Origin of the sequence: Sphingomonas sp. SUN019 (genome assembly GCF_024758705.1) — a bacterium.
Lineage (GTDB): Bacteria > Pseudomonadota > Alphaproteobacteria > Sphingomonadales > Sphingomonadaceae > Sphingomonas.
This window is the reverse complement of sequence record NZ_CP096971.1, coordinates 1,967,768-1,980,090: the sequence shown is the minus strand read 5'-3', so window position 1 is coordinate 1,980,090 and position 12,323 is coordinate 1,967,768. Positions and strand designations below refer to the sequence as shown.

Below are 12,323 nucleotides of genomic sequence, written 5' to 3'. Positions count from 1 at the left end.
GCGCTGATGGATTTCGCATCGCTTTATCTCCCTGCGCTGCTCGGCGCGGGGTTGCTGGTGCTGCTTGTCGCGTGGCTGCCGCTGGTGCTGAAGAAGTTGCCGCTGTCGCTGCCGATCATCTGCGTCGGGATCGGGGCTGGGCTGGGCACGTTGGTCCCGCTCGCCGCCTATGTCCCGCACCCGCTCGAAACGCCGGTGCTGGTCGAGAAAATGACCGAACTGATCGTCATCGTCTCGCTGATGGGGGCGGGACTGAAGATCGATCACCGGTTCGATTTCGGCGGGTGGAAGCTGACGCCGCGCCTGCTGGCGATCGCGATGCCGCTGGGAATCGGCGCGTTCCTGCTGGCCGGGCAGGCGATCCTCGGTCTTGGCCTCGCCACCGCGTTGCTGCTGGCGGCGGTGCTCGCGCCGACCGACCCGGTGCTCGCCGCCGACGTGCAGATCGAGGAACCCGATTCGCACCGCGACGACGAGGTGCGGTTTGCATTGACGTCGGAGGCGGGGCTGAACGATGCGCTCGCCTTTCCGTTCGTCCACCTCGCCATCGCCGCCGCGACGACCGGCCTGACCGCGGCGGCGTGGCGCGACTGGGCGATGGATGCGGTCGCGGTGCGATTGCTGGTCGGCGGGGCGGTCGGCGTGGCCAGCGGCTGGGCTATGGGCAAGATCATCTACCGGCTGCCCGGCGACACGCGGCTGTCGCGCACCGGGGACGGCTTTGTGGCGCTGGGCGCGACGCTGTCGATCTACGCCGCCACCGAATTGCTCCACGGCTACGGCTTCCTGGCGGTGTTCGTCGCGGGGCTGATGCTCAGGCGGGCGGCGCGCGGCCATGACTTCAACGACAAGCTGCACGGCTTCGCGGACGAAGTGGAGCGATTGCTGATGATGGTGCTGCTGGTGGTATTCGGCGCGATGCTCACCGCCAGCGAATTGTTCCGCCTGATGGGCTGGCCCGAACTGCTGTTCGCGCTCGTTGCGATCTTCGTCATCCGTCCGGTGACAGCGTGGATCGCGCTGATCGGCAGCGGCCGGCCGGCGTCCGAACGCGCGATCATCGCGTTCTTCGGCATTCGGGGGTTGGGATCGGTCTTCTATCTGGCCTATGCGCTCAATCACGGGACGTTCGACGGTCCCGAGCGGTTGTGGGGCGCGCTGGGGCTGGTGATCCTGATTTCGATCCTGCTCCACGGCGTGACCGTGACGCCGGTGATGCGCTGGGTCGATCGCCGCCGGGAACAGGCGTGAGCGCCGACGCCGCCCCGAAAGATTCCGGGCAGGATCTGGCGACCCTTGCCAAGGGCGGCCGCACCAACATCGCGGGCTTCGCGCTCCGCCTGCTGGCGCGCATCCCGTTCCTGTTCATCGCGGGGCGGCTGTACGGTCCCGATCTGGTTGGACGTTTCGCGATCGCAGTGGTGGTGGTGGAACTGGCTGCCTTGCTCGCCACGCTCGGGCTGAAGCGCGGTCTCGCGCAGGCGCTATCGAAGACCGATCGTCCGCACGCGCACGTTGTGTGGGACGCGATGGCGGTGGCGTTCGTGCTGTCGCTGATCGCCAGCGCGGTTTTGTGGGCGTTCCCGCAGATCATGTACCCGAAGACCGCGATCACCGGGCTCGATCGCTATTTGCCGCTGATCGTCGTCGCGGTCGCATGGTCCGACGTCAGCCTGGCCGCGCTTGCTTACCGCCTGAACGTGAAGGCGGCGGTGACCGCGCGCGCGGTCGTCGAGCCGTGGACGATCTCGATCGCGGCGTGGGTGTTCTCGTACTTCACGACGCGCGACGGGCTGGTGCTGAGCTACGTCGCGTCGATGACGGCGGCGCTGATCGCGTCGATCGTGCCGTTCGTGCGCAGCTACGGCCTGCCGCGCGGTTGGAAGCCGCGGCTGCGTGAGCTGATGGCGCTCGCCCGCGCCAACGCGCCGCTCGCCGGGGCCGACGCGCTCGAATGGGGCACGCGCAATGTCGATCGCTTCATCTTGGGCGTATTGTTCGAACCGCGCATCGTCGGCATCTATTACATGGCGCAACAGGTCGCATCGCTGCCGCAGAAACTGAAGACCAGCTTCGACCCGATCCTCGGCCCGGTCATCACCAAAAGCCTGGCGATCGACGACCGCGCCGCAATCGCCGCGCAGGTGCGGCAGGTCGCGTTCTGGATCATCGCCGCGCAAGGCGGCCTCGCGCTGATGGGATCGATCCCGGGTGAGGCGGTGATGGGCGTCGTCGGCCCGCAGTTCGTCGCGGGCACCGCCGCCCTCGCGTTTCTGCTGGTGGCCGAGGTGCTCGCCTCGACCGGCGCGGTGTGCGAATCCGCGCTCGTCTATACCGCGCGCCACCGCAATCTGATGATCTCCGCCGCGATGCTGGGGTTTCAGGTCGTGCTGAGCTTCGCGCTGATCTTCGCCATGCGCGGGGTCGGCTGGCCGCCGAACTGGCAGGCGGCGGGACCGGCGGTGGCGCTGATGGTCAGCCTGGCGCTGACCTCGGTCATCAAGGCGCGGTTGCTGCAACACATTCTGCGCGCGCCGGTATCACCACTGCGCTGGCCGCTCGTCTGGGCGGCGTGCGCGGCGATCGTCGTCGGCGCGTTATTCACCTGGCTTCCGCCGAGCCTCGAATGGGCCGAACTGCTGTTCGGCGTCCCCGCGATCGCCGGGGTCTATCTGTTCGTGCTGTGGAAATGGGCGTTCGGCCCGGACGACCGCACATTGTTCAGGCGCAAACCGGCCGAGCAACCGACGCTGCCCAACCAGGGCGGGATGACGCGATAATTTGTTCGATCGGCTGGCACCGTCTTACGCCCGAGAGGGCTTCAAAGACTCAATGCCGGAAGTGCCGCATTCCGGTGAACACCATCGCCAGCCCGGCATCGTCCGCCGCTGCGATGACCTCGTCGTCGCGGATTGACCCGCCCGGCTGGATCACCGCGGTCGCGCCTGCCTCGACCGCCGCCAGCAGACCGTCGGCGAACGGGAAGAACGCGTCCGATGCCACCGCCGAGCCGATCGTCCGTGGCTCGCCCCAGCCAGCCTTGTCCGCGGCATCCTTCGCCTTCCACGCCGCGATGCGCGCCGATTCCAGCCGGTTCATCTGCCCCGCGCCGATCCCCGCGGTCGCGCCGTCCTTCGCATAGACGATCGCATTCGATTTCACGTGCTTGGCGACGGTCCACGCAAAGCGGCAATCGGCCAGCTCCTGCGCGGTCGGCTGGCGCTTCGTCACCACCTGCAAATCCCCCAACCGCCCGGCATCGCGCGACTGTACCAGCCACCCGCCAGCGATCGACTTCGCCGACAGCCCGCCGCGCGCCGGATCGGGCAGGTCGCCGGTCAGCAGCAGCCGAAGATTCTTCTTCGCCGCGAACAGCGTGATCGCTTCCTCGTCGGCATCGGGCGCGACGACGACTTCAGTGAAAATCCCCGCGATCGCCCGCGCGGTCGCACCATCCAATGGCCGGTTCAGCGCGATGATCCCGCCGAACGCCGACACCGTGTCGCACGCAAACGCCGCCTCATACGCCGCCGCCAGCGACGATCGGCTCGCGACCCCGCACGGATTGGCATGCTTGACGATCACACACGTCGGCTCGGCGTCGCGGAACTCGCTCACCAGCTCCAGCGCCGCATCGGCGTCGTTGTAATTGTTATACGACAGCGCCTTGCCCTGCACCTGCCGCGCCTGCCCGACGCCGCGTGCCGACGGGCCGGTCGACGCATAGAAGGCTGCGTGCTGATGCGGGTTCTCGCCATAACGCAGCGGTTCGCCCGAACGCTGCAAGGTTAGCGGCAGCGTGGCGGGGAACATCTCGCCCTGGTCGGCGAACGCGAACCACTGCGCGATCATCGAATCATAAGCCGCGGTCGCCGCGAACGCCTTGGCCGCCAGCTTCTTGCGCTCATCGAGCGTCGTCTCGCCCTTCGCCAGCAGCGCATAATCCGTCGGATCGGTGACGATCGCGACGTACGCGTGGTTCTTCGCCGCCGATCGCACCATGCTCGGGCCGCCGATGTCGATATTCTCGACCACCTCGTCACGCCTCGCACCCTTCGCGACGGTCGCGGCGAACGGATAGAGGTTCACCACCACCAGATCGATCGCGGCGATGTCATGCTCGCTCATCGACGCCGCGTGCGCGGGATCGTCGCGCACTGCCAGCAGCCCGCCGTGGACCTTCGGATGCAACGTCTTCACGCGCCCGTCCATCATCTCGGGGAAGCCGGTCAGTTCCGAAATATCGCGCACCGGCAGGCCCGCATCGCGAATCGCCTTCGCCGTGCCGCCGGTCGAGACTAGGTCGACCCCGTTCGCGGCCAGGCTGCGCGCGAGATCGACGATGCCGGTCTTGTCGGACACCGACAGGAGCGCGCGGCGGATGGGGATGTTGGTCATGGCGGGCTTTCGTGGACGAGGAATGCCCGCGCGCCTTAAAGTCTGATCCGCCCGGATGAAAGCGCCCCCGGAGAGATGCTCTGGCTCGTGCGCAAGACTGGTCACCGCGCCCGCTTCAACGCCCAGCTAACGGCTGCTCCACCCGGATCGGCCACCCCCGTCACCACCAGCTGCTGCGTTGCGATCGGTCGTCCGTCGCCATCGATCCACAGCGAATCCTCGATCGCGAACGCATCGGCGCGCACGCGAAACTGCCAGATCGCCCCGCCCGGCAGCCGGAGCACCGCCGCCAGCCCGTCCGCGGTCGGCGACGCCTGCACCCCGCGCCCCAGGTGAAAGCGGATCGCGAACGGCACGCCCGCACCCTTGCGGCGGCGCCCGCGCGGCAGCAGCGAATCCTCGCCGCGCAATTCCTTCCCGTCGCCGGTCAGCAGCAATTGGCGGCGGTGGACGAAGCCGTGGCGGCGGACATAACCGTCGTGGCTCGCCTCGATCCGGCTGGCGCCTTCGGACTCCTGCCGCGACAGTTCGACCTCGGCAACCCCGCGGCCCAACGTCCCGTCGGCATGGATCGCGGTCGAATTGGTGTCCGCAATCGTCAGCGTCGAATGCGCCGCGGTGCTGCGCAGCGCCTTCGCGATGCCGGCCGGCAATTGCGCCGCCGCCGCCCGCGCGCCGCCGCAATTGACGATCACGCGCGCCTCGCCATCGGAAAACTCGAACGCCAGCGTCGATGCGCACCCGCCCTCCACGACGCGCGCCACCGGCGGCGGGGCGGCGTCGACGATCAGCACCGCGCCGCCCGCCGCCAGCCGCTGATACCCCCATTCGCGCGCCTGCCGCAGCGGACGCGTGCGCACCCGGCTGGCGGTGATGATCTGCTGGACGCGCTCGCCCGGCACCGGTCCGCCGCCCTGCCAGCTCGCCAGCCCCCGGTCGGCATGACACGCGCCGAGCAGCGCCGGAATCATCTTTGCCAGCGCGTCCTGTGCAAATTCGGGCAAATCCATCCGCCGCGCGGCATAGGTTTCGCGCAGCATCGTCAGCAGCGCGACCGCGTCCAGCAACGCCGCGGGCGACCGGCTGACCACGCCGCCGTCGTCGAACAGCGCGGTGGTCAGCGCGCGCGACAGCCCGTGTTCGCCAAACACACGTCGCGGATCGCCGCCGGGGATCAGCAGCCCGGCCACGATCACCCCGCACCACGCCGCGATTCGCGCCGGGCCGGGCGTCGCCTTGTCCGCCCCGCGATCCAGATGGCGCGCACCGCGCGCCAGCGCGTTCAACACCTTCGATCGATAGATCAGGTCGGTCGACGACAGGATCAGCGGGGCGTGGCTCGTCCAGAACAGCAGCCGCCGACCCCACAGATCGGGCCGCCACGCCGGTCCCGAAATCTTTTCCGCATGGCCCGCGATCCAGCGCGACATCAGGTCTTCGGCCACCGGCGACGCCTGCGCCCGCGTCGCGACGCTCGACAGGTCGCGCAGCCAGGCGAACGAATGGAGATGTTCGGCAAAGGCGGGCGACACCTCCAGCGTGCGGAAATCCAGCCCCTCGATCGGGCGCGTCTCCCCACGGAACAGGATGCGGCCTTCCAGCAGCGCGGTCCCACGCGCGACATCGCCGAATAATGGATCGTCGGGCACCGCGATCAGCTTCAGCGGATAGCGCCCCTTCAGTCGCAGCGAATGGATCGGGGTGCGCCACGTCAGCCGGTCGAACGTCTCGGTCAGCCGCTCGGCCAGCGACAGGCCGCGGTCGCCGCCGGTGCGGATCAGCCGTTTGCCTTCGTCGATCCCGTCGGTGGCGGGGTCGTCGTTCGTCGCGCTCATTCGCCTCGTAACGCGGCGATATTGGCGGCGTAGGCATCCGGCCCGCCGCGGAAGGTGGCGGTGCCAGCGACCAGCGCATCCGCGCCCGCCTCGATGCACAGTTTGGCGGTCGTCGCGTCGACTCCGCCGTCGACCTCCAGGTCGATGTCGCGCCCGCTCGCCTCGATCATCTTGCGGATCGCGGCGATCTTCTTCAGCTGCGACGTGATGAAGCTCTGCCCGCCGAAGCCGGGGTTCACGCTCATCACCAGCACCAGATCGACCATATCCATCAGGTAATCGAGCATCTTCGCGGGCGTGCCGGGGTTCAGCACCACGCCCGCGCGGATGCCGAGACCCTTGATGTGCTGGATCGACCGGTGGATGTGCGGCCCCGCCTCGGGATGCACCGTGATGCAATCCGCCCCGGCCTCTGCAAACGCGTCGAGATACAGGTCGACAGGCGAAATCATCAGGTGGACGTCGAACGGCTTCTTCGTGTGGGGCCTGAGCGCCTTCACCACCGCCGGGCCGATCGTGATATTGGGCACGAAATGCCCGTCCATCACATCGACGTGGATCCAGTCCGCCCCCGCTTCGTCGATCGCGCGCACTTCCTCGCCCAGCTTCGCGAAATCGGCGGACAGGATCGACGGCGCTATGCGGACGGGCTTTTGCATGGGCAAACTCTAGCGCGGGTTTCGATCAGGCGGAAGCGCGGCGCAGCTTGACGATAAAGAACCCGTCGCAACCGCCCTCCGCCTCCAGCGTGCCGGGCAACGTGCGGACCCAGCCGCCATCGTGCGCGGTGACGCCATCCGGCAGGCCGGGGCCGGGGGCCTCGATCGCGTAATCGCTTCGGTCGGCCATGAACCGCTCCAGCTGCGCCTCCCCCTCGGCGGGCTCCAGCGAACAGGTGGCATAGACCAAAGCCCCACCCGGCTTCACCCACTCCGCGGCGCGCGCTAAGATCTTCGCCTGCACCTCGGCCATTTCGGCGATGATCGCGGGCGTTGCGCGGTACAGCACGTCGGGGTGGCGCCGGAAGATGCCGGTCGCGCTGCACGGCGCATCGACCAGCACCACATCGACCGGCGCGGGCGGCGTCCAGTCGAGCGCGTCGGCCTGCACCACGGTCACCTTGGCCTGCGCGCGCGCGATATTCTCCCGAAGCCGCTTGATCCGCGTTTCGGACACATCGATCGCGGTGACGCTGGCGCCCGCGGCGGCAAGTTGCAGTGTCTTTCCACCCGGCGCAGCGCAAACATCGACGACGCTACCGCCAACATCCGCCAACATCCGCGCCGGGATGCTCGCGGCGATGTCCTGCACCCACCACGCGCCCTCGGCAAAGCCAGAAAGCTCGGTAACTTGCCCCGCATCCTTGATCCGGACATGGCCGGGGGCCAGCGAAACGCCCCCCAGCCGCTCGGCCCATTCCGCGGTTTTGCCCGGATCGCTCAGGCTCAAATCCAACGGCGGCGGCGCGCTTATCGCACGTGCGGCACCTTCGCCAACATCCGCCCCCCAATGCGCCCAACGCTCCGCCACGCCCGCGGGCAGCGTCGGCACCTCGGGCAGCGTCGCCTGCCCCCGCATCAACGTCCCGAACACGCCGTGCACCAGCTTGCGCGGACCCCCGTCAACCAGCGGCAAAACGGTCGAAATCGCGGCATGCGGCGGCGTCCCCAGCGCCAGCACCTGCACCAGCGCGATGCGCAGCGCGAACCGCGCCTTCGCGTCGTCGGGCAGCCGCTGCTTCGTCGCCGAATCGATTAGCACGTCCAGATCGGTCATTCGCCGCAGCGTCTCCGCGGCGATCGCATGCGCCAACCCCCGGTCCGGCCCGCCCGGCAGCGCGCGCGTCGCCAGCGCCAGCGCCGATTCCAGCGGCTCGCCCCGGCGCAGCACCGCATCGAGCAACCGGATGGCGGCGCGCCGCGCTGCGGTGCCGAGCGGATCGGGGGAACGTGGTTGCTTCACTTGGAATTGGGTCTCCGAGGTACGATATGCGGGCGACCTAGAGGGAAACAGCCGCGATGTCGAAGCGCCCCGCCTCCGTGAAGCCGCCAGCATACCTTTCGCCCAACCCGCCCGTGCCCGAACCGGCACCGGTCGTGCGCCCGGCGAACGACCCGCTCGGGAAGGATCCGGTGCGCTACGGCGATTGGGAACTGAAGGGGATCGCGGTCGATTTCTGATACGCCCGCGGAACGATTGCGCCCTCGCATGCGTCTCGCTGCGATGGCCAGCAATCTCGCCGACCGGTTGCGGCACGACCGTCGTATCCACATCGCCGCCGCGGCGATCGTCGGCCTTGCACTGGCGCTGCTGATATTGCTCGCCGCCTTTCCATGGGGGTCACTGAAGGGCACGATCGAGGATCGCCTAAGCCGCCGCTTCGGCCGCACCGTCACGATCGCGTCGATGGAGCGCGTCGACCATTTCGGCTTCCGCCCCGTGATCGCGCTGAAGGGCGTGCGCATCCCCGGCCCCGCCTGGGCCGGGTCGACCGACCTCGCGCGGATCGAGAACGCGCAGATCGGCTTCCTCGCGCTGCCCCTGCTGCGCGGCCGGTTCAAGGCGCGCGACGTGACCTTGTCGGGCGTCCGCCTGTCGCTGGTCCGCACGAAGGACGGACGGCGCAGCTGGGGTGAAACGCAGGAACGCCGCGGCCCCGGCGGTCGCGTGCTGGACCAATTGACCGTCGCCGATTCGCGCATCGTCTATCGCGATTTGAAGGCGGGGCGCTCGTTCGACGTGGCGATGACCTCCGACAGCGCGCGCGGCCTGCGTATCGCCGGGACCGGACTGATCCGCGACGTGCCGGTGAAGGTCACCGCGTCGGCTCCCGCCATCGCGGGCGGCAACGACGGCGCGTGGCCCTTCACGGTCGCGTTGCTGGGCGACGCGCTGAAGATGCGCGCGAAGGGCATAATGGATCGCCCGCTGTCGACCGACGCGATGACGCTGGACGTGACCGCCGAGGCCGCCGACCTGAAGCTGATCGATGCGGTGATAGAGGCCGGGCTGTTTCGGACCCAGCCGGTCGTGCTGTCGGCGCACATCCGTCGCGACGCCGACGTGTGGGACATCACGCGGCTGAATGGACGGATCGGACGCTCCGACCTCGACGGACGGCTGACAGTGAAGAAGGAAGATGGCCGGACAAAGCTGGACGGCGATATCGTCTCGCGCCAGCTCGACTTCGACGATCTCGCCTCCGACGAGGGGCTGGCCGAGGCCGCCGCGAAGAAGCGCGCGACGGGGCCGCGGATCGTCCCCGACACCCGCATCAACATCGGCAAGATCGGCAGGACCGACGGGCGTATCGCGTTCACCGTCGGTCGGATCGTTAGCCGCCACGGCCCGTCGTCGCTGACCGCAGCGAAGGGCGTCTTCACGCTCGATCATCAGTTGCTGACGGTAGCGCCGCTGACTCTCGGGCTGCGGCAGGGGACGATCACCGGCCGCGCGGTGGTCGATCAGCGCGGCGGTGTGCGCGTGCCGAAGGTTACGCTCGACCTGCGGCTCAACCGGAGCAGCATCGGCGCGCTGGCCGGCGGCGGCGGATCGGTGACCGGGCGAGTCGATGCGCGTGCGATGCTGGTCGGACGCGGCAGCACGATCCGCGAAGCGATCGCCGCGTCGGACGGGCGCATCGGGCTGGCGGCGCGCGACGGATCGCTTCCGGCGAAGATTGCCGACGCGCTGGGCTTCGACGTCGGTCGGGCACTGACCGCCGACAAGGACGAGCGCGCGGTTCTGCGTTGCGTGATCGTAGGGCTGAACGTGCGCGGCGGGCGCGGGCAGGTCGACCCGATGGTGCTCGACACCAGCGCGAGCCAGATGCGCGGGGAGGGGACGATCGTCTTCCCCGACGAAACGGTCGCGATCCGCTTGACCGGCGCGCCCAAGCGCCAGAGCATCCTGCGCCTCCCCGGATCGGCGACGATGGCCGGAACGATCAGCCAGCCCGACATCATCGTGCCGAAGGAAGTCAAATCGGTCGGCAATTTCTTCAAAGCGATCGGCCGCGCGATCACGGGGAGACAAGGCCCGACCGCGAGGGACGCCGATTGTGAGGGCTTGAGCACGCAAGTGCTGCGTTAGTCTTCACCCCGGATCGGCCGCGCCAAGAGATCGCCGATCACCGCGCGCGCCGCGTCGCCTGCCAGCAAGCGGCACACCGCCTCGGCGATCGGCATGTCGACGCCCGCCCGCGCCGCCGCCTCTTGCAGCACCGGTGCGGTGAACGCCCCCTCCGCCACCGTGCGTCGATCAGCCAGCAGGTCCGCCGCGCGCTCGCCGCGGCCCAGCCCCACGCCCAACGAGAAATTGCGCGACGCGGTCGACGAACAGGTCAGCACCAGGTCGCCCAGCCCGGACAGCCCCGCCAGCGTCTCCGCCCGCGCACCCCGCGCCAGCCCGAATCGCGTCATCTCCGCAAAGCCGCGCGCGATCAGCGCGGCGCGCGCGTTCTGGCCCAGTCCCGCGCCCTCGACGACGCCGCACGCGATGGCGAGCACATTCTTCACCGCGCCACCGATCTCAGCTCCGACCACGTCGGTGCTGGGATAGGGCCGCAGCGTCGGCCGCGCGATCCGCGCGGCCATCGCACCCGCGGCCGCGCGATCGTGATGCGCCAGCGTCACCGCGGTCGGCAGGCCGTCGGCCACCTCGCGCGCGAACGTCGGCCCCGACATGACGTATACCGCGCGTTCGGGATGAATTTCTGCCGCGACCTCGTGCAGCAGCATCAGCGTCCCCGCCTCGATCCCCTTCGCGCACAGCACCAGCGCGCCGCCGCTTGTCGGCAGCTTCGCCAGCGTCGCGCGAAGGTGCTGTGCGGGCGTCACGACGAACAATATGTCCGCGCTGGCGAGATCGGCGAGATCGCCGGTCGCGCGGACATTCTCCGACAGCGCGGCACCGGGCAGATAAAGCGTGTTCTCCCGCGCTTCGTTGATCGACGCGACCACCTCCGCTTCCAGCGCCCACAAGATAACCGGCCGGTCCTGCGCCATCACCTGCGCGATCGCGGTGCCCCACGCGCCCGCGCCGATCACCCCGATCGTCATGCCTTTACCCCCGCGCCACGCACCGCCTCCGCCGCCGGATCGAGCGGCCAGCGCGCGCGGGCGGGTGCGTCTAGCGGGTCGGTCAGCCCCGCAGAAAGCCGCTCGGCCCCCGCCCACGCGATCATCGCGGCATTGTCGGTACACAGCCACAGCGGCGGCGCGACGAAACGCAGGCCGTTCTCACCCGCCAGTCCCTGCAACGCCTCACGGATCGGACGATTGGCGGCGACCCCGCCCGCCACAACCAATGCGGTGACGCGTCCCGCGCGCGCAATCGCGCCGCGCGTCCGGTCGGTCAGGCAATCGATCACCGCGGCCTGGAACGACGCCGCAAGGTCTTCGGTCGAATGCTGCCCGACCGCGCGCGCCACCGCGCTTTTCAGCCCCGCGAAGGAGAAATGCGGTTCGGGTGATCCTTTCAACGGGCGCGGCAACGGGACCGCCTTCGGATCGCCCGCGGCGGCGGCCTGTTCGACCGCAGGACCGCCGGGAAAGCCCAGCCCCAGCAGCTTGGCGGTCTTGTCGAACGCCTCCCCCGCCGCATCGTCGATCGTCGTCGCCAAGCGGCGATAGCGCGCGACGCCCTCGACCAGCAGCAACTGGCAATGCCCGCCCGAGACCAGCAGCAGCAGATAGGGAAAATCGAGATCGGGGTCGGACAGCCGCGGGCTGAGCGCGTGCCCCTCCAGATGATTGACCGCGATCAGCGGCTTTCCCGCGGCGTGCGCCAGCGCCTTGCCCGTGACCAGCCCGACCATCACCCCGCCGATCAGCCCCGGTCCCGCCGTCGCCGCCACCGCATCGACATCGGCCAGCGTCACCCCCGCATCCGCGAATGCGGCCGCGATCAACGGTTCCAGCGCCTCGACGTGCGCCCGCGCGGCAATCTCGGGGACGACCCCGCCATAGGGCCGATGCGCCGCCTCCTGCCCCGCCAGCCGGTGCGCCAGCACGCGGCGGTCGCCGGTCACCAAAGCGGCGGCGGTTTCGTCGCAGGAGGATTCCAGGCCCAGGATCAACATGGCAGCCC

The 12,323-nt window shown here is 69.3% G+C and carries 10 protein-coding genes; 4 read left to right on the top strand and 6 right to left on the bottom strand.

Annotation, left to right across the window (positions count from 1 at the left end):
• Positions 1 to 6 precede the first annotated feature (6 nt).
• Both M0208_RS09510 and M0208_RS09505 read left to right on the top strand, forming a co-directional pair.
• Entirely contained in the window at positions 7 to 1,251 is a 1,245-nt protein-coding gene (locus M0208_RS09510; RefSeq protein ID WP_258891467.1) for a sodium:proton antiporter, read from the top strand.
• A complete protein-coding gene (locus tag M0208_RS09505) occupies positions 1,248 to 2,780 on the top strand; it encodes a lipopolysaccharide biosynthesis protein (protein ID WP_258891466.1) in 1,533 nt (510 codons plus the stop codon). Before M0208_RS09510 ends, M0208_RS09505 begins: the two co-directional genes overlap by 4 nt.
• A 49-nt stretch (positions 2,781 to 2,829) precedes the next feature.
• Here the strand turns inward: M0208_RS09505 and purH are convergent, their stop codons facing one another.
• The 4 genes from purH to M0208_RS09485 all read right to left on the bottom strand — a co-directional run bounded on the left by purH (position 2,830) and on the right by M0208_RS09485 (position 8,195).
• Positions 2,830 to 4,398 (bottom strand): bifunctional phosphoribosylaminoimidazolecarboxamide formyltransferase/IMP cyclohydrolase, encoded by a 1,569-nt coding sequence (gene purH / locus M0208_RS09500; protein ID WP_258891465.1) that lies wholly within the window; start codon positions 4,396 to 4,398, stop codon positions 2,830 to 2,832.
• 101 nt (positions 4,399 to 4,499) lie between these two features.
• Complete coding sequence (locus tag M0208_RS09495; RefSeq protein WP_258891464.1) at positions 4,500 to 6,233, bottom strand: heparinase II/III family protein; 1,734 nt, start codon at positions 6,231 to 6,233, stop codon at positions 4,500 to 4,502.
• Positions 6,230 to 6,892: a ribulose-phosphate 3-epimerase gene (gene rpe / locus M0208_RS09490; RefSeq protein WP_258891463.1), complete on the bottom strand. Its 663-nt coding sequence runs from the start codon at positions 6,890 to 6,892 to the stop codon at positions 6,230 to 6,232. Before rpe ends, M0208_RS09495 begins: the two co-directional genes overlap by 4 nt.
• A gap of 25 nt (positions 6,893 to 6,917) precedes the next feature.
• Positions 6,918 to 8,195, bottom strand: coding sequence for an RsmB/NOP family class I SAM-dependent RNA methyltransferase (locus M0208_RS09485; RefSeq protein ID WP_258891462.1), 1,278 nt, complete (start codon positions 8,193 to 8,195; stop codon positions 6,918 to 6,920).
• A 56-nt stretch (positions 8,196 to 8,251) separates the two neighbouring features.
• Between M0208_RS09485 and M0208_RS09480 the strand changes: the two genes are divergently transcribed.
• The gene (locus M0208_RS09480) at positions 8,252 to 8,413 is read left to right on the top strand and encodes a DUF1674 domain-containing protein (protein ID WP_258891461.1); all 162 of its coding nucleotides are present in this window, start codon (positions 8,252 to 8,254) and stop codon (positions 8,411 to 8,413) included.
• A 28-nt stretch (positions 8,414 to 8,441) separates the two neighbouring features.
• A complete protein-coding gene (locus M0208_RS09475) occupies positions 8,442 to 10,325 on the top strand; it encodes an AsmA family protein (RefSeq protein ID WP_258891460.1) in 1,884 nt (627 codons plus the stop codon).
• On the opposite strand, the gene M0208_RS09470 is transcribed toward M0208_RS09475, so the two are convergent.
• Positions 10,322 to 11,293 (bottom strand): NAD(P)H-dependent glycerol-3-phosphate dehydrogenase, encoded by a 972-nt coding sequence (locus tag M0208_RS09470; RefSeq protein WP_258891459.1) that lies wholly within the window; start codon positions 11,291 to 11,293, stop codon positions 10,322 to 10,324. The genes M0208_RS09475 and M0208_RS09470 overlap by 4 nt on opposite strands.
• The gene (gene tsaD / locus M0208_RS09465) at positions 11,290 to 12,315 is read right to left on the bottom strand and encodes a tRNA (adenosine(37)-N6)-threonylcarbamoyltransferase complex transferase subunit TsaD (RefSeq protein WP_258891458.1); all 1,026 of its coding nucleotides are present in this window, start codon (positions 12,313 to 12,315) and stop codon (positions 11,290 to 11,292) included. The genes M0208_RS09470 and tsaD overlap by 4 nt, the downstream gene beginning before the upstream one ends.
• Between the last annotated feature and the right edge of the window lie 8 nt (positions 12,316 to 12,323).